We start from the raw sequence: 24,132 nt of genomic DNA, 5'->3' as shown, positions 1-24,132 counted from the left end.
ATGGTCGACCCATATCGCGACGGTTACGCGCCCCATCAGGCGCGATGAGGATCACAGACACGGTGAAGCACGACATTCGTACCAAGGGCCGCTCGTTTCGTGCGGGCGCAACGTTGATGCTGGTCGCAGTGGCGACCGGCGCGCTGGCGCAGACCGTTCCGGATCAGGCCGTACCGGACACGGGCGGGCTCAACATCCCGTCGAACATGCAGCTGTTCGGCAAGCTGGACCCCAATGTCCGCAAGCCCACCGCGATCGTCAACGACACGGTGCTGACCCAGACCGACATCGACCAGCGCATGGCGCTGGCCATGGCGCTGAACAACGCGACCAACCTGTCGGCGGAGGATCGCGACCGGCTGCGGATGCAGATCCTGCGGCAGCTGATCGACGAGACGTTGCAGATCCAGGAGGCCAAGACCGCCGAGATCACCGTCACGCCCGAAGAGATCAACCAGGCTTATGCCCGCTTCTCGCAGCAGTTCGGCAAGACGCCTGCGGCGATGACCACCTTCCTGCGACAGGTCGGCTCGTCGGAAAAGTCGATGCGTCGCCAGATCGAGGGTGAGCTCGCGTGGAGCCGCTATCTGCGCAAGCGGGTCGAGCCCTATGTGAATGTCGGCGACGAGGAAGTCACCGCGATCCGCAACCGCCTGGAAGCGGCCAAGGGCACCGAGGAATATAATCTCAAGGAGATTTTCCTCTCCGCCAACGAGGCGACGCAGCAGCAGGTGTTCAACAACGCCCGCCAGATCATCGGCGAAATCCAGAAGGGGCAGCAGCCCTTCGAATATTTCGCGCGCAGCTTCTCGGAAGCGTCGACCCGCGCGGTGAACGGCGATCTGGGCTGGGTCCGCGCGGCACAGCTTCCGCCCGAGCTTCAGGCCGCCGTCCAGCAGATGCAGGTCGGCCAGGTCGCCGGACCGATCCAGATTCCGGGCGGCTTCTCGATCCTGTACCTGACCGACAAGCGTCAGGTGCTGACCGCCGATCCGCGCGATTCGCGCCTGTCACTCAAGCAGCTGACCGTGAAATTCCCGGCGGGCACGACCCAGGCCCAGGCCAGCGCCCGCGCCGCCGAGTTCGCCAAGGCGACCCAGGCGATCCGTGGCTGCGGCGACGTGCAGCGTGTCGCGACCGCGCTGAAGGCCGAGGTCGTCGACAATGACCAGGTGACGATCCGCCAATTGCCGGCACCGCTGCAGGAAATCCTGCTCAAGCTGCAGATCGGCCAAGCCACCCCACCCTTCGGTTCGCCGGAACAGGGCGTGCGCTCGCTGGTGCTGTGCGACCGCGAGGAACCGCGCTCGGGCAACCTGCCGACTAATGACCAGATCCAGAATCAGGTCGAGCAGCAGCGGGTAAACCTGCGCGCGAACCAGAAGATGCGCGATCTCCGCCGCGACGCGGTGATCGAATATCGTTGATATGATCCGGCCGCTCGCGATCTCGATGGGTGACCCGGCCGGGATCGGGCCGGAAATCATCGCCAAGGCCTGGGCCGCGCGCCGGGAGGCGGGCTTGCCCCCCTTCCTGGCGGTCGGCGACGCACGCGCGATCGAGCGGGTGTGGAGCGGTCCCATCGTCCGCGTGTCGGACATGGCGGCGGCCGTTGCCGCTTTCGACGAGGCGCTGCCCATCCTGTCGGTCGACGATGCGGGCGAAATCCGCCCCGGCCAGCCGGATGTCGAGGGCGCCCGCTGCGCCCTTCATTCGCTGGAGCTGGCGGTCGGGCTCGTCCGCTCCGACGCAGCGAGCGCGCTGGTCACGGGGCCGGTCAGCAAGGCCCAGCTATACGATATCGGTTTCACCCATCCCGGCCAGACCGAGTTCGTCGCCGAACGCTGTGGCGTGGCGGGCGAGAATGCGGTGATGATGCTCGCCGGGCCATCCTTGCGGGTCGTGCCGATCACCACCCATGTCCCGTTGGCGGCGGTATCCGGCCTGTTGTCGGTCGAACTGATCGTCGCCAAGGGGCGAGCGACTGCGCGGGGCCTGTGCCGGAATTTCGGGATCAAGGCCCCTCGCCTCGTCTTTGCCGGACTGAATCCCCATGCCGGGGAGAGTGGCGCGATCGGGCGGGAGGAGATCGAGTTGCTCGAACCCGCCATCGCGCAGCTACAGGCCGAGGGAATCGATGCGACCGGCCCGTTCGCGGCCGATACCCTGTTCCATTCGCGCGCCCGTGCCCGCTATGATGCGGCGCTCTGCTGCTATCACGACCAGGCGCTGGTCCCGATCAAGACGCTGCATTTTGACGAGGGCGTGAACATCACGCTGGGCCTGCCCATCGTGCGGACCTCGCCCGATCATGGCACCGCCTTTGGCCTTGCGGGGCAGGACAGCGCGCATCCGGGCGCGATGATCGCCGCCATTGCGATGGCGGGCGACGCGGCACGCCGCCGGGCGGAAGCCGCCGCCTGATATGGACCCCGTAACGCCGCTCCCGCCTTTGCGCGAGGTCATCGCGCGCCATGGCCTGTCCGCCGCCAAGTCGCTGGGCCAGAATTTCCTGTTCGACGGCCAGTTACTGGCCCGGATCGCCGCTATTCCCGGCGACCTGACCGATCAGGAGGTGCTGGAGATCGGCCCCGGTCCCGGCGGCCTGACCCGCGCCCTGTTGATGGCGGGGGGGCGCGTCACCGCGATCGAGCGTGACCGCCGCTGTATCCCCGCGCTTGCCGAACTGGCGGAGGCCTTTCCAGGCCGGTTGAAGGTGATCGAGGGCGATGCCCTGCGCATCAACGCGCCGGAGCTGTTCGAGGGGCAGCCGCATATCGTCTCCAACCTGCCCTATAATGTCGGCACGCCGCTGCTCGTCGGCTGGCTATCGGGCGCGTGGTTGCCCTGGTGGCAATCGTGCACGCTGATGTTCCAGAAGGAGGTCGCCGAGCGCATCGTCGCGGCGCCCGACCAGTCCTCCTATGGCCGGCTGGCCGTGCTGACCCAGTGGCGCAGCGAGTCGCGGATCGCGATGCCGGTGCACCGTTCGGCCTTCACCCCGCCGCCCAAGGTCATGTCGGCGGTCGTCCATATCACCCCCAGGCCCGCGCCCGAGGGGGTCAGCTTCCGAACGCTGGAACGCCTGACGGCCGCCGCCTTCGGCCAGCGCCGCAAGATGCTCCGCCAGAGCCTGAAGCCGGTCGTCGGAGCGGTCGAGGCGATGGAGTCGATCGGCCTCGCCCCTTCCCGTCGCGCAGAGACGCTGTCGGTGGACGAGTTCGTCGCCCTCGCCCGCGCACTGGGGTAAAGCGACATTCCTCCCCTGCTAAGGGGGGAATGGAGAAGACGGGTTACGGCGTCGGCGCAGTTTTGCTGTCGATCTGGGCCGTCGTCACCGTTGCAGGCGGCCCCTTGGCGATCTGCGCCGCGAGTGCCGTCGCGTCGGCGCAGTCGCTTTTGCAAAGCGTCTTGATCTTGGCGAGATTGTCCTTGGCGCGCGCCACCGCCCCACGCTGGACCAGCGCCTCACCCTGACCGCGCAGGGCGCGCGTGTCGTTGGGGTCGAGCAGAAGGGCCTCGCGATACAGTCGGATCGCCTTGCCGGGCAGGCCACGCGCATCCGCCACCTCGGCGAGCAGGATGAAGGCCGCCCGGTTGCGCGGATCGACCGCAACCGCCGTCTCCAGCGCATCGGTCGCCCCGTCGAGATTGCCCGCCGCCTTCAACCCGCGTGCCTGTTCCAGCAACTGGATCGAGCGCGCGTCGATCTGGTTGTCCGGGCGCTGGCCGCTGAGCGAGGTGGAAAGCGAAACCACCGCCAATGCGGCGGCGGCGGCCAGGGACGACAAACGCATGAGGAACTCCGGACGTGGCACTGGGCCTGATGCTAGCATGGCGCCCGAAGGCAGGCGACAAAAAAGCCGTCGGTGCCGTGGGTGGCGGGGTCAAGTCGGCGGCCAAGGCCATGGGGCGTGCCGATGGCCGGATCGACCGGCTCGGCGGACCAGCCCGAATGCCGCGATAGAAACGCTGCGACCTGGTCGCTTCCTTCCGCATCGAGCAGCGAACAGACGATATAGACCAGCCGCCCGTCCGGCTTGACCAGCCCGGCCCCGATCTCCAGCACCTGTTCCTGCATCGCTCGGAGACGCGCCAGACGATCGGGCGTCAGGCGCCAGCGTGCCTCGGGATTGCGCCGCCATGTGCCGGTGCCCGAACAGGGCGCATCGATCAGCACGCCGTCGGCCTTGCCCGCCCAGTCGGCGAGCATCTCGGCCTCGCGGCCGGGATTGAGCAACCGGCTTTCGACGATCGTCACGCCCGCCCGCTCCGCGCGGGGGGCAAGCCTTTGAAGCCGCGCCCGGTCGATGTCGCAGGCCAGCAGCGCACCCTGGTTACCCATCGCCGCCGCGATCTGGAGCGTCTTGCCGCCCGCTCCCGCACACAGATCGACCAGCCATTCGCCCGGCTTGGCCGCCAGCGCCGCGCCGACCAGCTGGCTGCCCTCGTCCTGCACCTCGACCAGCCCGGCCCGATAGATATCGGACTGTTCGACCGGCATACCGTTGGGAAGGCGAAGGCCCATCGGCGCATGCGGCGTGGCGGTCGCCTCCGGCCATTGCTCCAACACGGCGGCCCTTGTCGTCGCCAAGCTGTTGACCCGGATGTCGAGCGGCGCACGCCCGACCAAGGCCGCCTGCTGCGCCCCGTTCAGCCCTGATGCGGTCAGCGCCTCGACCAGCCATGCCGGGGCGACGCCCGCCTCTGCGCGGGGTTCCTCGGGCGAAATGACCGCGGGCCCATGGGTCGACCCGTCGAAGGTCGCCGCGATCGCGGGATCTTTATCCGCGACCGCCAGCATCGCCGCGCGCCCCGTCACGGGCAGCGGCCCTGCCTGACGGATGGCGGCATAGACCAGTTCACGCACCGCGCGTCGGTCCTTCGATCCGGCATAGCGACGGGTCGAGAAATAGCGGGCGATCAGCGTGTCCGCCGCCGCCCCGCCGCTGGCGGCAGCGGCGACGATCTCGTCCAGCAACTCGATCGCCGCCTGGGTCCGTGCGGCGGGGGTCATGCGAAGCGCTCCGTCAGCTTAGCGGGTCGGGTAATTGGGCGCTTCCCGCGTGATCGTCACGTCATGGACGTGGCTTTCCTTCAGGCCGGCGCCCGTGATCTGAACGAACTGCGCACGCTCGCGCAGATCCTTCAGCGTCGCCGAGCCGGTATAGCCCATCGCCGCCTTGATGCCGCCGACCAGCTGGTGGATGACGTCGCGCGCCGGGCCCTTATAGGCGACCTGGCCCTCGATGCCTTCGGGCACCAGCTTCATCTGATCCTTGATATCGCCCTGGAAGTAACGGTCCGCCGAGCCACGGCCCATCGCCCCGACCGAGCCCATGCCGCGATACGACTTATAGGCACGGCCCTGATACAGGAAGGTCTCGCCTGGTGCCTCTTCGGTGCCCGCCAGCAGCGAGCCCACCATACAGGCCCCCGCGCCCGCCGCCAGCGCCTTGGCAAGGTCGCCCGAGGTGCGCAGGCCGCCATCGGCGATCACCGGCACGCCCGACTTCCAGCCCTCCTCGGCGCAGTCCATGACGGCGGTCAGCTGCGGCACGCCGACGCCCGCCACGACGCGGGTGGTGCAGATCGAGCCCGGCCCGATGCCGACCTTCACCGCATCCGCGCCCGCATCGATCAACGCGCGGGTCGCCGCCGCCGTGGCGACATTGCCCGCGATCACCTGCACCGTGTCGGACAGCTTCTTCGCGGCCTCGACCGCACGGGCTACATCCCGGTTATGGCCATGCGCGGTGTCGATGATGACGCAATCCACATCGGCTTCGATCAGCGCGCGCGTGCGATCAAAGCCCTTTTCGCCCACGGTGGACGCAGCGGCCACGCGCAGACGACCGGCCGCATCCTTGGTGGCCGACGGATAGGTGACGGCCTTTTCGATATCCTTCACCGTGATCAGGCCGACGCAGCGATAGCTGTCGTCGACGACCAGCAGCTTCTCGATACGCCGCGCATGGAGCAGGCGGCGTGCCTCATCCTGGCCGACGCCGACCTTGACGGTCGCCAGCCCCTCATGGGTCATCAGCTCGGAGACGGGCTGTTGCGGGTTCTCGGCGAAGCGCACGTCACGGTTGGTCAGGATGCCGACCAGGCGCCCGTCGAACTCGACGACGGGAATGCCGCTGATCCGGTGGCGCGCCATCAGCGCCTGCGCCTCCGCGAGCGTCGCGGTCGGCGAGATGGTGATCGGGTTGACGACCATACCGCTCTCGAACCGCTTGACCTGGCGGACCGCGGCGACCTGCTGCTCGACGGTCAGGTTGCGGTGGAGCACGCCCATGCCGCCCAGCTGCGCCATGACGATCGCCATGTCGGCCTCGGTCACGGTGTCCATCGCCGCCGACAGGACGGGGATGTTGAGCGCGATCGAGCGGGTCAATTGCGTCCGCGTGTCTGCGGTGCTCGGCAGAACGTCGGACTCCTGGGGTACGAGGAGCACGTCGTCGAAGGTGAGGCCGAGGCGGATATCCATGGGGCTGCCAAATCCTGCGGAGGGAACAAGTGGCGGGCCATGTAACCAAAGCAAGCCGTTCCCGCTAGGCCCTAGCTGCACCGACATGCTACAACCGGCGCATTCGATTAAGGGGAAAGCCGTCCATGGGCCTGATCATCGCCGCACTCGCCGTCCTGCTGGTGCTGATGTACCTGATGATGTCGATCAAGATCGTCCGCCAAGGCTATCAATATACGATCGAACATTTCGGTCGTTATACCGGCACGGCGATCCCCGGTTTCAATTTCTACCCCGCCTTTTTCTATCGCGTCGGCCGCAAGGTGAACATGATGGAGCAGGTGATCGACATTCCGGGGCAGGAGATCATCACCAAGGATAATGCGATGATCTCGACCGACGGGGTCGTCTTCTTCCAGGTGCTCGACGCGCCCAAGGCCGCCTATGAGGTGTCGGATCTGTATATCGCGCTGCTGAACCTCGTGACGACCAATTTGCGCACCGTGATGGGCTCGATGGACTTGGACGAAACACTGTCCAAGCGCGACGAGATCAATGCGCGGCTGCTCAACGTCGTCGATCATGCGACGACGCCTTGGGGGGTGAAGATCACGCGTGTCGAGATCAAGGATATCCGCCCGCCGGTCGACATCGTCAACGCCATGGCCCGCCAGATGAAGGCCGAGCGTGAGAAACGCGCCAACATCCTGGAGGCCGAAGGTTCGCGGGCGTCTGAAATCCTGCGCGCCGAAGGACAGAAGCAGGCCCGTATTCTGGAAGCAGAGGGCCGCCGCGAGTCGGCCTACCGCGACTCGGAGGCCCGCGAACGCGCGGCCGAGGCGGAGGCCAAGGCGACCCGCGTCGTGTCCGAGGCGATCGAGTCGGGCGGCACGCAGGCGATCAACTATTTCATCGCGCAAAAATATGTCGAGGCGGTCGGCAAATTTGCCACCAGCCCCAACGCCAAGACCATCCTGTTCCCCGTCGAGGCGACCCAGCTGATCGGCACGCTGGGTGGCATCGGTGAACTGGCCAAGGAAGCCCTGGCGCCGCAAAAGGGTACGCCCGCCCAGCCCGCGACCCCGCGCGTCACCACCAAGCCGGGGCCGTTCGACCAGTCCCCGTCGTGACGATCGGTGAATTCGATCCCGCCGCACTCTGGCTGGCGGGGGCATTGGTACTCGGGATCGCCGAGCTGCTGGTGCCGGGCGTCTTCCTGATCTTTCTGGCCATCGCGGCGGGTGTGACCGCGCTCACCACATGGGCGCTGCCGGACCTGCCGATCGGGCTGCAACTCGCCGATTTCGCGGTCTGGAGCGTGGTGTGCGTGATGATCGGGCGGCGATGGTATCGCGACTTTCCCATCGAGAGCGACGCGCCCGTCCTCAACGAACCCGCCCGGCGGCTGCGCGGGCAGATCGTCACCGTCACGACCCCGATCATCGCTGGTGAAGGTCGCGCCCGGCTGGGGGATGGCGAGTGGCCGGTGCGCGGGCCTGATGCGACCAGCGGCACGCGACTGCGTATCGCCCATGTCGACGGCGGTACGCTGCTGGTCGAACCGATCGAGCCCGACGCGTGATCAGCCGCGCTGCTGCGCAAGCACCTCATAGGCCATGACTGCCGTCGCCACGGCTGCGTTCAGGCTGTCGGCCTTGCCCAGCATCGGAATCTTGACCAGCGTATCGCAGGCGGCGGCATAGTCGGCGGGCATTCCTTGCGCCTCGTTGCCGGTCAGCAGGAAGGTCGGCGCGGCATAGCGCGCGGCGCGATAGTCCGAATCGGTGTCGAGGCTGAGCCCCACCAACTGCCCAGGCCCCTGCCGCAGCCAGTCGAGGAACGGTTGCCACTCCGTCCGCACGATCGGCACGGTGAACAGCGCGCCCATGCTCGCGCGCACCGCCTCGACCGAGAAGGGATCGACGCATTCGCCGACCAGGATCAGCCCCCCCGCCCCGACCGCATCGCCGGTACGCAGGATGGTCCCCAGATTGCCGGGATCGCGCAGACGCTCGGCGACCAGCCAGATGCCGGAGGCGTTGCGGTCCAGCTCATCGAGCGTGACGCCCAACTCCTCGAACACACCAACGACCGCCTGCGGATTGTCCTTGCCCGACAGTTTCGACAGGATGTCGGGAGTCGTCTCGATCGCCTCGCCTTCCGATGCCTCGACGGCCGCGATCAGGTCGCGGACCAGCGGATGGCCTGCGGACGGCTTGGCGTAGAATAACAGGGTCGGCAGCCGCCCGGTCTCTCGCGCCTCGGTCAGGATGCGCAGGCCCTCGGCCAGGAACTGGCGCGATTGCTTGCGGTGACGCTTGTCGCGCAGGTCGCGGGCCCACTTGATCAGCGGGTTGGAATAAGCGGTAATTTCACGGGGCATCAGTCTTCGCCGAACTTCGCTTCCACCAGCGCGGCAAGTGCCTCGACCGTTACGTCCGCGCCGTCACCCGCCGCGCTGATCGTGATGGTGTCGCCCATCGCGGCGCCCAGCATCATCAGGCCCATGATCGAGGTGCCCGTCACCGTGCTGCCGTCCTTGGCGACCCGCACTTCGCAGGGTTGGGTGGAGGCGAGCGTCACGAACTTGGCGCTGGCGCGGGCGTGAAGGCCACGCCGGTTGGTGATGAGAACGGACCGCGTCTGCTCCGTCATGCGGCGGCCTCGCCCAGCACTTCGGACGCGACCGAGATATATTTCCGCCCCGCCTCGCGCGCGGCGGCGACGGCATCGACGACCTGCATCGACTTGCGCGCCGACCCCAGGCGAATGAGCATCGGCAGGTTCATCCCCGCGATCACCTCGACCCGGCCGCGTTCCATCAGCGAGATGGCCAGGTTGGAGGGGGTGCCGCCGAACAGGTCGGTCAGCACGATCACCCCGCGCCCGGCATCGACGGCGGTGATCGCGGCGGCGATGTCCGCACGTCGTTCCTCCATATCGTCCTCCGGCCCGATCGCGATGGTCGCGATCCGCTCCTGCGGACCGACCACATGTATCATCGCGGTCACGAACTCATCGGCGAGCCGCCCGTGCGTCACCAGAACCAGACCGATCATGTCAGACACGCATATCCATCATTGCTTGGCCGGCCCGGCTTCCAGTGAGTCTTTCGGCACGGCACTCAAATCACGATGTACCACCGTGGGGGAAAAACCGTTCTGGCGCAACCGTCCCGCGATCCGTTCCGCGACATGGACCGACCGGTGTCTCCCGCCGGTACAGCCGATCGCGATGGTGATATAGGATTTTCCGCTGGCGATATAACGCGGAACCAGCGTGTCGAGCAGCGTCTCGATCTGGCCGACCGCCGTCTCATAGGCCGGGTCGTGCCGGATATAGTCGATCACCCCCTGATCGAGCCCGGTGCCGGGGCGCAACTCGGCCGACCAATGCGGATTGCGCAGGAACCGCATGTCGAAGACGAGGTCGGCGTTACGCGGCAAGCCCTTGGAAAAGCCGAACGACATCACCGTCAACACCGGCTCGCTCAGCCCGTCGACGGCGTAATTGGCGCGCAGCCACTGACCCAGATCATTGCTGGTCATGTTCGTCGTGTCGAGCAGCCGATCCGCCATGTCGCGCACCGGTGCCAGCAGTGCGCGCTCATGCGCGATGCCATCATCGGCCGCGCGGTCCATCGCCAGCGGGTGGCGATGCCGGGTCTCGGCATAGCGCCGCTTCAACTCCGCGCCGCCGCAATTCAGGAACAGCGTCTCGATCGCCAGATTGGGGCTCTCGTTCAACCGCCGGATGCTCTGCGTGATCTGCTCCGGCGCGAAATCGCGGGTGCGCACGCCGATGCTGATCGCCAGCGGGCGGTTCTTGCCCTCCATCCCCTTGGGCGGTGCGGCCTCCAGCAATCCGTTCAGCAGGAAAAGCGGCAGATTGTCGACGACCTCCCAGCCCAGGTCTTCCAACGTCTTCAGGGTGGTCGACGTGCCGGCGCCGGACATGCCGGTCACCAGCAAGATGCGTTTTCGGTCCATCACAGGCGCTCCTTGACGCGCGATACCAGCAGTTCGACCTTGATAGGGGCCGAGGCCGGAAGGGGATTGAGCCTATAGATAGGGATTGTGACGCCCGCGATCACGGTGTCCTGCGGATCGGGCAAGCGTTCTTCGTCTCCCAAGTCGATGACGAGGCCGATGATGGCGGTCGGCCGATAGGGCAAGGGCAGGATACCGACGCCGCGTACCTCGATCAGCCCCGCAATCCGTTCGGGCACCGTGACGTGCAACGCACCGTCGATACAGGTCGCTGCGACATAATCGTCCGCGATCAACGTCGCCCCCCGGTCGATCAGCCGCAGCGCCAGATCGGACTTGCCCGATCCCGATGGCCCGCGCAGCAGCACGCCGACATCGCCGATCGCCACGCAACTGGCATGGATCAGTTCGCCCTTCATGCGATCGCCGCCAGGGGCAGCCGCACCACGAAGCGCGCCCCGCTCATCCGGTCTTCGCGTGCCTCGACATGGATGCGCCCCTGATGCGCCTCGACGATGGTCCGCGCGATGGCGAGGCCCAGACCCGAATGGCGGCCGAAATTCTCCGAACTGGGGCGGATCGAGTGGAAACGGCGGAAGATCGCCTCACGCGCTTCTTCCGGGACGCCCGGCCCCTCGTCCTCGACGCGGATGACCCAATCGTCCCGTTCGCGCGCCAGGCTGATCGCGACGACCGCCTCGTCCGGGGAAAAGGACAGCGCGTTGTCGATCAAATTCTCGAACACCCGTTCCAGCCGCGCGCCCTCGCCCGACACCATGGCGGGCCCCGGTTCGGTCGAATCGAAGCGCAGGCGGATGCCACGCTCCACCCCGCGCGCCTCGCGCTGCGCGATGAGGCCGCCGATCAGCGCGTGGAGATCGACCGGATCGAATTTGGCCCGGCTGAGCTGTGCGTCGAGCCGCGAGGCGTCCGAGATATCGGTGATGAGCCGGTCCAGCCGCCGGACATCGTCGCGCACGATGGCAAGCAACTGCGCCTGGAGCGCGGGGTCGTGGATCGTCTCCAGCGTATCGACCGCCGACCGCAATGAGGCGAGCGGGTTCTTCAGCTCGTGCGTCACATCGGCCGCAAAGGCCTCGGTCGCGTCGATCCGCGCGCGCAGCGCCAGGCTCATGTCGGACAGCGCGCGCGCCAGCATTCCCAGTTCGTCACGCCGATCGGGCAGCCTGGGCACCACGACCTCCCGCGCGCGGCCCAACCGAACCCGCACCGCCGCGCGCGCCAGCCGCCGCAACGGCCGAACGATGGTCCGCGCGAGAAACAGCGACAACAGCACCGAGATCAGCGCGACGAGCGCCAGCAGCACGCTCAACCGGAACCGCTCGATCCGGACGGTTTCGGTTATGAAGCGCGCGTTCTCCGTCGCCATGATCGCACCGCCCCCCGGCAAGGGCGCCGCTGCCGTGATGACGGGCGTGCGATCGGGCGCGCGCCAGACCGATGCGGCCACCATGCCCTTTCGGGCCGCGACCACGTCGGGCCATTCCGCGCCGCCACGCCGTTCCCGGTAGAGCGGCGGGCGCGCTGCCCCGACGACGGTGTCGATTCCGGCATCAAGGAAACGCGCGATGGCCTGCCCCCAATCCTGCTTGTCGGGATCGCGCAGCACGACGTTGCGGACGCCCAGTGCGCGGCTGTCAGCGACCAGTCGCCCCCCGGCATCGAACAGGCGAATGCGCGCGCCGGTGTCGCGCGCCAGCCGCCCGACGAGCACGTCGCGTTCCTCGCTGCGCACCGAGGTCAGCGCCTCGCCCATCAACCGCACCTCGCGGACCGACTGGGCGACCCGGTTGTCGAGCAGGCGCGCGCGATAGGAATCGAGATAGAAGAATCCGCCCGCCAGCAGCAGCAACGCAAAAATGTTGAGCGCCAGAATCCGCTGGGTCAGCGAAATCTGGCCCGACCAGCGCAACGCCAGGTCGGGGGCTTCACTCCTCGGAGAATCGGTAACCGGCGCCATAGAGCGTCTCGATGGCGTCGAACTCGGGATCTACCTGTCGGAACTTGCGGCGCAGGCGCTTGATATGGCTGTCGATCGTCCGGTCGTCGACATAGATGTCGTCCTGATAGGCCGCATCCATCAACTGGTTGCGCGTGCGCACGATGCCGGGCCGCTGCGCCAGCGTCTCCAGGATCAGGAACTCGGTGACGGTCAGCGTGACCGGCTCGCCCTTCCACGTCACGCGGTGCCGCGCCGGGTCCATGGCGAGCTGGCCACGGGTCAGCGGCCCCTGCACTTCGGCGGCGGGCGTGCCTTGCGGCGCACCGGCATTTTCCGAACGGCGCAGGATCGCGCGGATGCGGGCGATCAACAGGCGTTGCGAGAAGGGCTTGGCGATATAATCGTCCGCTCCCATCGCCAGCCCCAGCGCCTCGTCCAGCTCGTCATCCTTGCTGGTCAGGAAAATGACCGGAATCTGGCTCTTCTCGCGCAGGCGGCGGAGCAACTCCAGCCCGTCCATGCGCGGCATCTTGATGTCGAAGATCGCCAGATCGGGCGGATTGTCGATCAACGCCTTCAATGCCGCCTCGCCGTCCGCATAGACGCGCGTCACGAACCCCTCGGCCTGAAGCGCGATCGATACCGAGGTCAGGATGTTCCGGTCGTCATCGACCAGCGCGATGGTCGCCGTCATGCAACCGCCCCTAGACCCATATCATGCGAAGGAACCGCCATGGCCATCGGTTAGGCCAAAGTGAGACACGGCTCAACCATCTTCGCCGAACAGCGTGTTTGACGTGTTTAACAAAAGGCGTATGGAACGATCCAACGCATATGTAGTCGGTGCGGTGAAACAGCGCTGGGCCATCAGGACCCGTCGCCTTGGGGAACGAGGAAGCTCTTATGAACGAACGGATTCCGGAAACCGGTCTGCAGGCGCAGGGGATCGAGACCCGTGCCACGCTGCATTGGAATCTCGTCACCGCGCGGCTGATCGAAACCGCCGTCGCGCGCGGCGAGGGCAAGCTGTCGGCCGATGGTCCGCTGGTGGTCGAAACCGGCGAGCACACCGGCCGTTCGGCGCAGGACAAATTCATGGTCCGCGACGACGAGACCCGCGACACCGTGTGGTGGGGCAAGACCAACAAGCCGATGAGCCCGGACGACTTCGCCGCGCTGAAGGCCGATTTCTTCGCCGCGCTCGGCCAGAAGGAAGACCTGTTCGTCCAAGACCTGTATGGCGGCTCGCAGCCCGAGCATCGGGTCCGCGTCCGGGTCGTGACCGAACTCGCCTGGCACAACCTGTTCATCCGCACGATGCTGGTGCGCCCCGAGGAGCATGAACTTCGCAAGTTCGCTGCGGAATACACCATCATCGACCTGCCCAGCTTCCGTGCCGACCCAGCGCGTCATGGCTGCCGGTCCTCGACCGTGATCGCGGTCAACATGACCGAGAAACTGATTCTGATCGGCGGCACGCGCTACGCGGGTGAGATGAAGAAGTCGGTCTTCGGCCTACTTAACTATCTGCTGCCGACGACCGGCGTGATGCCGATGCATTGCTCGGCCAATATGGGTGCGGACGGGTCGACCGCCGTATTCTTCGGCCTGTCGGGCACCGGCAAGACGACGCTGTCGGCGGACGCAAGCCGAACGCTGATCGGCGACGACGAGCATGGCTGGTCCGACACCGCCGTCTTCAATTTCGAAGGCGGCTGCTATGCCAAGATGATCCGCCTGTCGCCCGAGGCGGAACCGGAAATCTTCGCGACCACCAAGCGGTTCGGCACCGTTCTCGAAAACGTGGTCATGGACCCGGTCACGCGCCAGCTCGATCTGGACGACAATAGCCTGGCTGAGAATAGCCGGGGGGCCTATCCGATCGACTTCATCCCCAATGCGTCGAAGGACAATATGGGGGGCGTGCCGCGCAACATCGTGATGCTGACGGCCGATGCGTACGGCATCCTGCCGCCGATCGCCAAGCTGACGCCCGAACAGGCAATGTACCACTTCCTGTCGGGCTATACCGCACGCGTCGCAGGAACCGAGATCGGTGTGACCGAGCCGGATGCGACCTTCTCCACCTGCTTCGGCGCGCCGTTCATGCCGCGTCACCCATCGGTGTACGGCAATCTCTTGAAGGAACGGATCGCCAAGGGCGGGGTCGATTGCTGGCTGGTCAACACGGGCTGGACCGGCGGTAAGTACGGCGTCGGAAGCCGCATGCCGATCAAGGCGACCCGCGCGCTGCTCAACGCCGCGCTCGACGGCAGCCTGAACCAGGTCGCATTCCGCACGGACCCGAATTTCGGCTTCCAGGTGCCGGTCGCGGTGCCCGGCGTCGATGCGGCGATTCTGAATCCTCGCGATACCTGGGCGGACAAGACCGCCTATGACGCGACGGCGACGAAGCTGGTCGACCTGTTCAACGAAAACTTCGAGCAGTTCGCCGACCATGTCGACGAAGGCGTTCGCGCCGCCGCACCGAAGGTCACGGTCGCGGCCTGACGTCGTGGGGAGACGCTTCCGGCAGGCGTCTCCCTATTCCTCCCCTTGCAGGGGAGGAATTGCGCCAGCTCACCCGTAGCGTACCGACCCGTTTACTCCGCCTCAGCCTCCGCCAGGTCGGCGACCGGCATCAGCTTGGTTAACGGGCGAACCGATTGTTCGATGAGCGGCGGCGACTCGATGGTCTTGCCCCCAGTGTCAATATTCAAAGCCTCAAAACGCTTGGCGCTCGTCAAGACATTGCTCTCGAGGCTGCCGACGAAGGCATTGTATGCGGTCATCGCCGTATCGAGATTCTTGCCTAGCTTCGCGACATGGCCGCCCATGACCGACAGGCGACCGAACAATTCCTTGCCGAGCAGGCCAATTTCATGGGCCTGTTGAGCCAGTTTCTCCTGGCGCCAGACGGCAGCAACGGTTCGCGCTATGGCGATCAGGTTCGTCGGGGTCGCCAACAGCACCTTCTTTTCAAACGCGAAGTCCCAGAGTGTCGGGTCATTCTCCAGCGCCGCCGACAGGAAATGCTCGCCCGGCACAAACATGATGACATAGTCCGGCGCGTCCTCGAACTGGCTCCAATAGCTCTTATTGCCCAGCCCGTTGACATGCGCGCGCATCGCGGCGGCATGGCGCGCCAGGCCCAGCTGCCGTTCGGGTTCGTCGACCGCGCCGAATGCATCTTGATAGTCGTTCAGCGAAACCTTGGCGTCGATCACCAACGCCTTGCCGCCCGGCACGCGCACGATCGCATCGGGGCGCAGGCGGCCACCCTCCCCGTCCGCGACGCTGACCTCGGTCTGGAAATCGGCATGTTCGGAGAGGCCGCAGCTTTCCAGCACATTGCGAAGCTGCTGTTCCCCCCAGCGCCCGCGCGCCTTGGGGGCGTTGCGCAGCGCGTTGACGAGCTTGGCCGCCTCACCCGACACACGCTCCTGCCCGATCCGCATCGCCTCGATCTGGCCCTTCAACTCGCCAAAGGCGCCGCGCCGCTCGTCCTCGACCTTCCGAACGCCTTCCTCATAACGCTGAAGCCGCTGGTGGACCGGATCGAGCAAGGCCTTGAGCGTCTGGCCAGAGGCTTCTTCCGACTGGCGGAAACGGGCTTCGGCGCGCTCCAGAAACTGGCGCTGTGCCACCTCGAGCGCGCGGGCCGCGGCTTCGCCGAACTGGGCGTTGATCTGCTCGCGCGCCTGACCCAGCGCTTCCAGCGTCTGGGCATAGGCCGCGTCGCGTTCCTGCGCACGCGCCCGCAATTCGGCCAGTTCACGCAGGGCGGCGTTACGTTCCGCTTCGACGGCATCACGCGCGGCGCGGATCACGTCCAGATCGGCCGCCCGCCCCCGCAATTCGGCCAGCGCCTGGAGCGCGTCGCTTCGTTCACGCTCGGCGATATCGCGCGCGCTGCGCAGCGGCTCCACTTCCGCCGCACGGGTCTGGGCGGTGGCCAGTTCAGCGGCCAAGCCATCGGCCTTGCGCCGCGCGACCAGCCAGCCGACGACGCCTCCCAATAGGAGAGCGAGCAACGCGACTGCGATCAATTCGGGCATCATGGCAACCTGTCAAACCTTGGGACAGGTCAGAACATAGAACGAACGAAGCCGGTCGAACAAGGCCATTCGACCGGCTTGGTCCGGATAGGTCAGCCCTTCCGGATCTTGTTCAGCTTGCGCATCAGCATGTCGCGCTTCAGCCGGCTGACGTGATCGATGAACAGCACGCCGTTCAGATGGTCGATCTCATGCTGCATGCAGGTGGCGAGCAGCCCGTCGAGTTCGGCCTCATGCCCCTCACCCTTTTCATCCAGCCATTTGACGCGGCAGGAGGCGGGACGCTTCACCTCGGCATATTGCTCGGGGATCGACAGACAGCCTTCGTTATAGGTCGACAGCTCTTCGCTGACCGACAGGATTTCGGGGTTGATATAGGCCTTCGGGTTCTTGACCGGCTTGCCTTCCTCATCCTCTTCCTCCTGGAGGTCGATGACGAGGATACGCTGGTCTACGCCGACCTGGATCGCGGCCAGGCCGATACCGTGCGCGTCGTACATCGTCTCGATCATGTCGGCGACGAGCTGGCGGACATTATCGTCCACCGTCTCGACGGGCTTGGAGACGAGACGCAGGCGGGGGTCGGGAACTTCGACGATCGGAAGAATGGCCATGACGGTTTCGCTACGGTCAGCGGCCGAACCCGTCAAGCGGGCGGATCACACCACCGGCCGTCGCGCGCGCAGCGCCTGGGCCAGCGTGCCTTCATCCAGATAGTCCAACTCGCCGCCGACCGGCAGGCCGTGGGCAAGCTGGGTCACGCGCACCGGAAAACGCTCGATCCGCTCGGCGACGTAATGGGCGGTGGTCTGCCCCTCCAGCGTGGCGTTCATCGCCAGCACGACCTCGTCAACGCCGCCGCCCTCGATCCGGCGGACCAGGGCGTCGATCGTCAGGTCCTCGGGCCGCACCCCCTCCAGCGCGGAAAGGCGGCCGCCCAGCACATGGAAGCGTCCCGGAAACAGCCGCGACCGCTCCAGCGCCCAAAGGTCGGCAACCTCCTCGACCACGCACAGTGCGCCTGCGTCCCGCCGCGGGTCGGCACAGATCGCGCAAGGGTTGGCCGTATCGATATTGCCGCAGGTCGAACAGGTCTCCAGCCGTTCCTCGACCGCCCCCAGCGCCGTCAGCAGCGGCACCAGCGCCGCCTCCCGCTTTTTCAGCAGATGCAGGACCGCGCGACGTGCCGATCGGGGGCCAAGGCCAGGAATACGCGCCAGCGCCTGGGTCAGCGCCTCGATCTCGGGGGATGCCATGACGGACAGATAGGGGGTTGCGCGCCGTCCCGCCAGCGCAGAGAGGCTTGGGGCATGCGGATCATCTTCATGGGTACGCCGGGCTTTGCCGTCCCGGTTCTGCAAGCACTGGTCGAGGCCGGGCATCAGGTCGTCGCCAGCTATAGCCAGCCGCCGCGCCCCGGCGGGCGTCGCGGGCGGCAACTGGTGCCGTCGCCGGTCCAACAGACGGCGGAAGGTCTGGGCATTCCGGTGCTGACGCCGGTATCGTTGCGCTCGAACGAAGAGCAGGCGCGGTTTGCCGAGTTCGAGGCCGATGTCGCGGTGGTCGCGGCCTATGGCCTGATCCTGCCCAAGCCGATCCTGGAAGCGCCGCGCCTGGGATGCCTGAACGTCCATGGGTCGCTCCTGCCGCGCTGGCGGGGGGCTGCGCCGATCCAGCGTGCGATCCTGGCCGGGGACGTGGTGACCGGGGTCGGCATCATGCAGATGGAGGCCGGGCTCGATACCGGGCCGGTACGGCTGGAAGGCTCGACGCCGATCGGGCGTAAGACCACCGGGGAGCTGACCGATGAACTCGCCGCAATGGGGGCGGCGTTGATGGTGCAGGTGCTGGCCGATCCGGCCCGCTATCCGCCCCGCCCCCAACCCGTCGAGGGCGTCACCTATGCCGCCAAGATCGACAAGGCCGAGACGCGGCTCGACTTCACGGCCACCGCGATCGCACTGGAACGGCAGGTCCGTGCCTTCCATCCCGCACCGGGCGCGTGGTTCGAGTATCAGGGCGAGCGGATCAAGATCCTGTCGGCCGAACTGGCCGATGGCCAGGGCGCGCCCGGCGAGGTGCTGGACGACCGGCTGACCATCAGCTGTGGCGAAGGGGCGCTTCGTCCCGTCACGGTGCAACGCGCCGGGCGTGGCGTATCGAGCGCCGAGGATCTGCTGCGCGGTTTTGCGATCCCGGCGGGGACGCGGCTTTGACGCGATTCGCGCTGACGGTCGAGTTTGACGGGCGGCCCTTCATGGGCTGGCAGCGCCAATCGCATGGACCGAGCGTCCAGCAGACGCTGGAGGACGCAATCCATGCCGTGACTGGCGAGCGCACCGCCGTCCATGCCGCCGGACGCACCGATGCGGGCGTGCACGGCTTTGCGATGCGGGCGCATGTCGATGTCGAGAAAGCCATCGCACCCTTTCGCCTCATGGAGGCGATCAATGCGCGCGCGCGTCCCGCCCCCGTCGCCGTGCTCGATTGCGTCGAGGTCGCGCCCGACTGGCATGCCCGCTTCTCGTGCATCCGCCGTTCTTACGAATATCATATCGTCAATCGCCGCGCGCCCCTGACCCATGAAGCCGGATTGGCATGGCAAGTGCCGCAGCTGCTGGATGAGGTGAGCATGGCGGACGCCGCCGCACGGCTGGTCGGGCGGCACGACTTCACCACCTTTCGCTCGGTCCATTGTCAGGCGGACAGCCCGGTGCGGACGCTCGATATGCTTTCGGTCGAACGGGTGGGCACGCGGCTGGTCATCCGTGCCGCCGCCCGGTCCTTCCTGCATCATCAAGTGCGGTCGATGGTCGGATGCCTGGCGCTGGTCGGCATGGGCCGCTGGACGCCGGACGACGTGGAAGCCGCGCTGAACGCCCGCGACCGCGCGCAGCTGGGGCTGAACGCGCCGTCGGACGGGCTGTTCTTCGTCCGGGCGGATTATCCGGACGAGGCCTGACGCGAGAAACGCGCTGCCAGCTCGACATGGGTCGACCAGCGGAATTGCCCCACCGGCTGCACCCAATCGAGCTGCCAGCCCTGATCGACCATCGCCCTGGCATCGCGCGCAAAGCTCGCCGGATTGCACGAGACATAGGCGACCGCGCCGACCTGCGCGCTCGCCAACGCCTCCGCCTGATCGCGGGCACCGGCACGGGGCGGGTCGAGGACGATGGCATCGAACCGGTCCAGTTCGGCTTTGGTTAGCGGGCGGCGATAAAGATCGCGATGCTCGGCAAAGACCATGCGCCCCGCCGCATTGGCCGCGCCCTTCAGCGACAGGATCGCATCGCGCGCACCCTCGGCGGCATAGACCTTGCCCGGCAGTGCGAGTGCGAAGGTGCCTAGCCCGGCGAACAGATCAGCGGTGGTAAGGGGATTGCCCACCGCCTCGCGCACGGCGGCGACCAGCGCCGCCTCACCATCGTCCGTCGCTTGCAGGAAGGCCCCGGGGGGCAGCGGAACACCGATACCGCCCAGCGTGATCGTCACCGGCTCTGGCTCCCAGCGCGTCTCCGCGCCCAAGCCATCATCGACCGAGAAGCGCGCGACGCCGTGCCGTTGGCAAAAACCGATGATCGTCTCGGCCGCCTCCAGCCCGTCGGGCGAGAAGCTGGTGACGAGGATATCCGCCCCCTGATCGGCAAGGGCCAGATGCACGTCCCCGCGCCGCTTGAACCCCAGCCGCTGAAGCAGGGCGCGCAAGGGCGCGACCAGCGCAAAGAGGCTGGGGTGGAGGATATGGCATTCGGCCATGTCGACGATGGCGTGGCTCTTTTCCTCGGAAAAGCCGATCAGCACGCGCCCGCCCTTGGCCTCGGCATGCAAAGTCGCGCGGCGACGGCTGTGCGAAGGGGAGAGATGCGCCGGACGTAAGGGGACGGCCAGCCCCTGGGCATCGAGCGCCGAGGCGATCCGGTCGGTCACGAACCCGGCATAGCTCTCGTCGTCCAGATGCTGGAGCTGACACCCGCCGCAACGCGGGAAGTGGCCGCACGGTGGAGTCTGATGATGCGGGCCGGGCACGACATGGCCATCGGCCGTCAGGGTGTCGCCGGGCGCGGCAAAGGCGGCATGGCGGCCGGTCGCGGTCACGCCGTCGCCACGGGCGGCGACGCGGATAATGGTATCACTCATGCGATCAGCCTCTGACGGCGGAAAGCGCGTCTGCCAAGTCGTCCGCGATGAAAGCCTTGCCGCATGCCCGCGCCGCCTGGGCATGAAGCCAGACGCCCGCCTCGGCGGCCGCGATCGCCTCCAGCCCCGCCGCCAGCATGGCGCCGACCGCGCCTGCCAACACATCGCCGGTCCCTGCGGTGGATAGCCAGGGGCTGGCCTCGGGGCATAGGATCGCCCGGCCATCGGGGGCAGCGATGACCGTGTCGGCGCCCTTATGGACGATGACCGCACCGGTCCGCCGGGCGGCTTCGCGCGTCGCGGTCAGCTTGTCGCCCGCAATATCGCCGAAAAGATGCTGGAATTCGCCGCCGTGCGGCGTGAGAATCTTTGCCGCGTCATGTCTGGCAAGGTCGTCAAATTCGACTAGGCGAAGCGCATCGCCATCGATCACCAGCGGACGCCCGCTACTCAGCGCCGCCGCGAGCCGGTCACGGGCATCGCCGTCACGTCCCAGGCCGGGGCCGATCACCGCCGCACCGATCCGCTTCTCATCCAGCGCCTCCCCCACATAGGCCCGGCGCACGATCGCATGGGGCGCGGCGGACGCCGGACAACGATCGGACGCGAGGTGAAGCACATAACCGGCCCCGGCCCGCAATGCCGCCAGCGCGGCGAGTTCGGATGCCCCCGACATGCTCCCGGCGACGACCGCGACCATGCCACGGCTATATTTGTGAGACGCGGCGTCAGGCTCGGGCAAGGCCGGTTGCGTCAGGACGCGCACTTGCGATGACACGGGAACGCCGATGTCGAGCAGCCGCACATGGCCCATCACGCTCGCCGCAGGTTGCAGAAGATGCGACGGCTTCACCGCACCCAGCGCCAGCGTCACGTCGAAGCGTGGCACTTGGCCCCATGTCTTGCCGTCGTCGGTTGACACCCCGCTCGGCAGATCGACGGCGATGCGCAAACCGGCCGCTGCCACCAACCGCGCCAGGACCGTCTGCACCGCATCGTCGGGCGCACGGGACAGGCCAGTGCCAAAGATGGCGTCGACCAGGACCGGTGCGGGGTCTACCCGATCGAGCGATTCGATCGGCCCGTCCCATGCCGTTCGCGCCCATAGCGCCCCATCGCTGCGAGGATCGTGGCTGGCGGCCACCCGGACCGACAGTCCTTGTCGGCGAAGCGCCGCCGCCGCGATATATCCATCGCCGCCATTATTGCCCGGTCCACACAGGACCAGCACCTCGCGCCCTGCCGCCAACCGGGCGACGGCTTGCGCGACCAAGCCGCCTGCACGCTCCATCAGCGTGGCTTCGGCAACACCCGCCGCCATCGCGGACTGCTCGGCCGCCCGCATCTCGGCGGCGGTCAGAACGGGAAGGCCGTCGATCGGCGTCACGGTGTGCCGATCGTCGCCGGAAGCCGATACCGATCGTCGCCGACACGGATTTCGATCTGCCGATCGCCCGCGATCGAAACCGAGGCGGGCAAGGCACCGTCTGCCGACGCCACCCCGCGCCCATCCTGCGTGACCTGCAATCGCCGAAAGCCGCCATCGGGATGACGCACCGTCAGGATCACCGGACCGCCGGTCGCCGATTGCTCGACGGTGCAGTCCTTGGCGAAGACCGCAGCCCCCGCCAGCGCGCATGCGATCGACAGGCCCGGCTTCTGCTCGGCGGCGGGGCTATTCTCGGCAGCGGCCTGCCGATCCCCCTGCCCGCCCGAGCAACCGGCCAGTGCCAAGGCACCAGCCAGCCACGGCGCGTCAGATATCCGCATAGACATGGCGCTCGGACTTGGCGCCGGGGTGCGTGACCGCGCCCTGATGCGCGGGGCCGACATTCTGGGCATAGCGCCACAACACGCCGGATTGGTAATCGTTCACGCGCGGGGTCCAGCGCGCGCGCCGCTCGTCCAGCACGGCGGGTTCGACGTCGAGGTCGATCGTCCCGGCCTCGGCATCGATGCGAATGATATCGCCGTCCTCGACCAGCGCGATCGGGCCGCCATCGGCCGCCTCCGGCCCGACATGGCCAATGCAGAAGCCGCGCGTGCCGCCGGAGAAGCGCCCATCGGTGATGAGCGCGACCTTCTCGCCCAGCCCCTGGCCATAAAGCGCCGCCGTGGTCGACAGCATCTCGCGCATGCCCGGACCGCCCTTTGGCCCTTCATAGCGGATGACGACGACCGTTCCGTCGGTGATGGCACGCGCCTCGACGGCTGCAAACGCCTCTTCCTCGCAATCGAAGACCCGCGCCGTACCCTCGAACTGGAGGCGCTTCATGCCTGCCACCTTCACGATCGCGCCCTCGGGCGCCAGCGAACCGCGCAGACCCACCACACCCCCGGTCGGCGTGATCGGCGTCTTCACGTCATAGATGACCTTCTGGTCGGGGTTCCAGGTCACCTCGTCGATATTCTCGGCCAGCGTCTTGCCGGTCACGGTGATGCAGTCGCCGTGCAGATAGCCGCCCGCCAGCAGCGTCTTCATCAGCATATAGACGCCGCCCGCCTCATACATATCCTTGGCGACATAGCGGCCACCGGGCTTCAGATCGGCGATATAGGGGGTCGTCTTGAAGATTTCGGCAACGTCGAACAGGTCGAAGTCGATCCCCGCCTCGTTCGCCATGGCTGGCAGATGCAGCCCCGCATTGGTCGAACCGCCGGTCGCCGCGACGACGCGGGCGGCATTCTCGAACGCCTCGCGCGTACAGATGTCGCGCGGGCGGATATTGCGAGCGACCAGCTCCATCACCTGCTCGCCCGCTGCCTCGGCAATGCCATGGCGGTCGAGGAAGGGCGCGGGCATCATGTTGCTGTTGGGTAGCGACAGGCCGATCGCCTCGCCGACGCACGCCATGGTGTTGGCCGTGAACTGCCCCCCGCACGCGCCGTGGCCGGGGCACGCAACTTTTTCGAGCGCGATCAGGTCGTGGAGCGGACAATTGCCCGCCGCATGCTGGCCCACGGCCTCGAACACGTCGACGACGGTCACGTCGCGGTCCTGGTGACGGCCGGGCAGGATCGAGCCACCATAGACGAAGATCGACGGCACGTTCAGCCGCAGCATCGCCATCATCATACCGGGCAGCGACTTGTCGCACCCCGCAAAGCCGACCAACGCGTCATAGCAATGGCCGCGCACCGACAGCTCGACCGAATCGGCGATGACCTCGCGACTGACCAGCGAGGCCTTCATGCCCTGATGGCCCATGGCGATGCCGTCGGTCACGGTGATGGTGTTGAACCGGCGCGGCATGCCGCCGCCGCGGATGACGCCGCCCTGCGCGGCATCGGCCTGCGCATCGAGCGTGGTGTTGCATGGGGCCGAATTATTCCCGGCACTCGCCAGCGCGACGAAGGGCTTGGCGATATCCTCTTCCTGGATACCCATGGCGTAATAATAGCTGCGGTGCGGCGCGCGCTCCGGCCCGACGGAAACGTGGCGGGACGGCAGGCGGGACTTGTTGAATTGGCGTGTCATGGCGCAGGCCTATGTCGCCAGACGCCCCCCTG

25 protein-coding genes are annotated in these 24,132 nt (G+C 67.1%); 8 read left to right on the top strand and 17 right to left on the bottom strand.

Features of this window, described 5'->3' with window-relative positions; genetic code table 11:
* The first annotated feature begins 44 nt into the window (after positions 1-44).
* The 3 genes from U1H82_RS04635 to rsmA are packed head-to-tail and all read left to right on the top strand — an operon-like array spanning position 45 to position 3,250.
* The gene (locus U1H82_RS04635) at positions 45-1,427 is read left to right on the top strand and encodes a peptidylprolyl isomerase (RefSeq protein WP_322963726.1); all 1,383 of its coding nucleotides are present in this window, start codon (positions 45-47) and stop codon (positions 1,425-1,427) included.
* Position 1,428: 1 nt separating this feature from the next.
* The gene (pdxA, locus tag U1H82_RS04630; RefSeq protein WP_322963725.1) at positions 1,429-2,424 is read left to right on the top strand and encodes a 4-hydroxythreonine-4-phosphate dehydrogenase PdxA; all 996 of its coding nucleotides are present in this window, start codon (positions 1,429-1,431) and stop codon (positions 2,422-2,424) included.
* A 1-nt stretch (position 2,425) separates the two neighbouring features.
* Positions 2,426-3,250, top strand: coding sequence for a 16S rRNA (adenine(1518)-N(6)/adenine(1519)-N(6))-dimethyltransferase RsmA (gene rsmA / locus U1H82_RS04625; protein ID WP_322963724.1), 825 nt, complete (start codon positions 2,426-2,428; stop codon positions 3,248-3,250).
* 43 nt (positions 3,251-3,293) lie between these two features.
* Here the strand turns inward: rsmA and U1H82_RS04620 are convergent, their stop codons facing one another.
* The 3 genes from U1H82_RS04620 to guaB are packed head-to-tail and all read right to left on the bottom strand — an operon-like array spanning position 3,294 to position 6,493.
* Positions 3,294-3,797, bottom strand: coding sequence for a tetratricopeptide repeat protein (locus tag U1H82_RS04620; protein WP_322963723.1), 504 nt, complete (start codon positions 3,795-3,797; stop codon positions 3,294-3,296).
* Between the two features lie 32 nt (positions 3,798-3,829).
* The gene (locus U1H82_RS04615; RefSeq protein WP_322963722.1) at positions 3,830-5,017 is read right to left on the bottom strand and encodes an RsmB/NOP family class I SAM-dependent RNA methyltransferase; all 1,188 of its coding nucleotides are present in this window, start codon (positions 5,015-5,017) and stop codon (positions 3,830-3,832) included.
* Between the two features lie 18 nt (positions 5,018-5,035).
* Positions 5,036-6,493 carry an IMP dehydrogenase gene (guaB, locus tag U1H82_RS04610; protein ID WP_322963721.1) on the bottom strand — a complete coding sequence of 486 codons (1,458 nt, stop codon included), beginning with the start codon at positions 6,491-6,493 and terminating at the stop codon, positions 5,036-5,038.
* Positions 6,494-6,618: 125 nt separating this feature from the next.
* Here guaB and U1H82_RS04605 point away from each other — a divergent pair, with 125 nt between their 5' ends.
* Positions 6,619-7,602, top strand: a complete 984-nt coding sequence (locus tag U1H82_RS04605) for an SPFH domain-containing protein (RefSeq protein WP_322963720.1) — start codon at positions 6,619-6,621, stop codon at positions 7,600-7,602.
* On the top strand, positions 7,599-8,054 hold the full coding sequence (locus U1H82_RS04600) for an NfeD family protein (protein WP_322963719.1): 456 nt from the start codon (positions 7,599-7,601) through the stop codon (positions 8,052-8,054). The genes U1H82_RS04605 and U1H82_RS04600 overlap by 4 nt, the downstream gene beginning before the upstream one ends.
* Here U1H82_RS04600 and U1H82_RS04595 read toward each other — a convergent pair whose 3' ends face one another.
* Genes U1H82_RS04595 through U1H82_RS04565 form a run of 7 tightly spaced genes read right to left on the bottom strand, consistent with a single transcriptional unit; the run spans position 8,055 to position 13,118 of the window.
* Positions 8,055-8,855, bottom strand: coding sequence for a TrmH family RNA methyltransferase (locus tag U1H82_RS04595; RefSeq protein ID WP_322963718.1), 801 nt, complete (start codon positions 8,853-8,855; stop codon positions 8,055-8,057).
* Positions 8,855-9,127, bottom strand: a complete 273-nt coding sequence (locus U1H82_RS04590) for an HPr family phosphocarrier protein (protein ID WP_322963717.1) — start codon at positions 9,125-9,127, stop codon at positions 8,855-8,857. Before U1H82_RS04590 ends, U1H82_RS04595 begins: the two co-directional genes overlap by 1 nt.
* Positions 9,124-9,531, bottom strand: a complete 408-nt coding sequence (locus tag U1H82_RS04585; RefSeq protein WP_322963797.1) for a PTS sugar transporter subunit IIA — start codon at positions 9,529-9,531, stop codon at positions 9,124-9,126. The genes U1H82_RS04590 and U1H82_RS04585 overlap by 4 nt, the downstream gene beginning before the upstream one ends.
* Before the next feature lie 18 nt (positions 9,532-9,549).
* Entirely contained in the window at positions 9,550-10,461 is a 912-nt protein-coding gene (rapZ, locus tag U1H82_RS04580; protein WP_322963716.1) for an RNase adapter RapZ, read from the bottom strand.
* Positions 10,461-10,880: an HPr kinase/phosphorylase gene (locus U1H82_RS04575; protein WP_322963715.1), complete on the bottom strand. Its 420-nt coding sequence runs from the start codon at positions 10,878-10,880 to the stop codon at positions 10,461-10,463. The genes rapZ and U1H82_RS04575 overlap by 1 nt, the downstream gene beginning before the upstream one ends.
* Positions 10,877-12,442: a sensor histidine kinase gene (locus U1H82_RS04570; protein WP_322963714.1), complete on the bottom strand. Its 1,566-nt coding sequence runs from the start codon at positions 12,440-12,442 to the stop codon at positions 10,877-10,879. The genes U1H82_RS04575 and U1H82_RS04570 overlap by 4 nt, the downstream gene beginning before the upstream one ends.
* Complete coding sequence (locus U1H82_RS04565; RefSeq protein ID WP_322963713.1) at positions 12,411-13,118, bottom strand: response regulator; 708 nt, start codon at positions 13,116-13,118, stop codon at positions 12,411-12,413. The genes U1H82_RS04570 and U1H82_RS04565 overlap by 32 nt, the downstream gene beginning before the upstream one ends.
* 209 nt (positions 13,119-13,327) lie before the next feature.
* Here U1H82_RS04565 and U1H82_RS04560 point away from each other — a divergent pair, with 209 nt between their 5' ends.
* Positions 13,328-14,935, top strand: coding sequence for a phosphoenolpyruvate carboxykinase (locus U1H82_RS04560; protein ID WP_322963712.1), 1,608 nt, complete (start codon positions 13,328-13,330; stop codon positions 14,933-14,935).
* Between the two features lie 92 nt (positions 14,936-15,027).
* Here U1H82_RS04560 and U1H82_RS04555 read toward each other — a convergent pair whose 3' ends face one another.
* The 3 genes from U1H82_RS04555 to recR form a co-directional block, all read right to left on the bottom strand.
* Positions 15,028-16,482, bottom strand: a complete 1,455-nt coding sequence (locus tag U1H82_RS04555) for a DNA recombination protein RmuC (RefSeq protein WP_322963711.1) — start codon at positions 16,480-16,482, stop codon at positions 15,028-15,030.
* A gap of 92 nt (positions 16,483-16,574) precedes the next feature.
* Positions 16,575-17,096, bottom strand: coding sequence for a peptide deformylase (gene def, locus U1H82_RS04550; RefSeq protein WP_322963710.1), 522 nt, complete (start codon positions 17,094-17,096; stop codon positions 16,575-16,577).
* Between the two features lie 45 nt (positions 17,097-17,141).
* Positions 17,142-17,738, bottom strand: coding sequence for a recombination mediator RecR (gene recR / locus U1H82_RS04545; protein ID WP_322963709.1), 597 nt, complete (start codon positions 17,736-17,738; stop codon positions 17,142-17,144).
* A 54-nt stretch (positions 17,739-17,792) separates the two neighbouring features.
* On the opposite strand from recR, the gene fmt reads away from it, so the two are divergent.
* Together fmt and truA are read left to right on the top strand one after the other, a co-directional pair.
* Entirely contained in the window at positions 17,793-18,698 is a 906-nt protein-coding gene (fmt, locus tag U1H82_RS04540; RefSeq protein ID WP_322963708.1) for a methionyl-tRNA formyltransferase, read from the top strand.
* Positions 18,695-19,444 (top strand): tRNA pseudouridine(38-40) synthase TruA, encoded by a 750-nt coding sequence (gene truA / locus U1H82_RS04535; RefSeq protein ID WP_322963707.1) that lies wholly within the window; start codon positions 18,695-18,697, stop codon positions 19,442-19,444. Before fmt ends, truA begins: the two co-directional genes overlap by 4 nt.
* On the opposite strand, the gene U1H82_RS04530 is transcribed toward truA, so the two are convergent.
* The 4 genes from U1H82_RS04530 to ilvD are packed head-to-tail and all read right to left on the bottom strand — an operon-like array spanning position 19,426 to position 24,100.
* Positions 19,426-20,622, bottom strand: coding sequence for a class I SAM-dependent RNA methyltransferase (locus U1H82_RS04530; protein ID WP_322963706.1), 1,197 nt, complete (start codon positions 20,620-20,622; stop codon positions 19,426-19,428). The two genes, truA and U1H82_RS04530, sit on opposite strands and share 19 nt — an antisense overlap.
* Before the next feature lie 4 nt (positions 20,623-20,626).
* A complete protein-coding gene (locus tag U1H82_RS04525; RefSeq protein WP_322963705.1) occupies positions 20,627-22,009 on the bottom strand; it encodes an NAD(P)H-hydrate dehydratase in 1,383 nt (460 codons plus the stop codon).
* Positions 22,006-22,392: a hypothetical protein gene (locus U1H82_RS04520; RefSeq protein ID WP_322963704.1), complete on the bottom strand. Its 387-nt coding sequence runs from the start codon at positions 22,390-22,392 to the stop codon at positions 22,006-22,008. The genes U1H82_RS04525 and U1H82_RS04520 overlap by 4 nt, the downstream gene beginning before the upstream one ends.
* Positions 22,379-24,100, bottom strand: a complete 1,722-nt coding sequence (gene ilvD / locus U1H82_RS04515; protein ID WP_322963703.1) for a dihydroxy-acid dehydratase — start codon at positions 24,098-24,100, stop codon at positions 22,379-22,381. Before ilvD ends, U1H82_RS04520 begins: the two co-directional genes overlap by 14 nt.
* Positions 24,101-24,132: the final 32 nt, after the last annotated feature.

Origin of the sequence: Sphingomonas fuzhouensis (genome assembly GCF_034659795.1) — a bacterium.
GTDB lineage: Bacteria > Pseudomonadota > Alphaproteobacteria > Sphingomonadales > Sphingomonadaceae > Sphingomonas > Sphingomonas fuzhouensis.
This window is presented reverse-complemented; position numbering and strand designations above follow the sequence as displayed.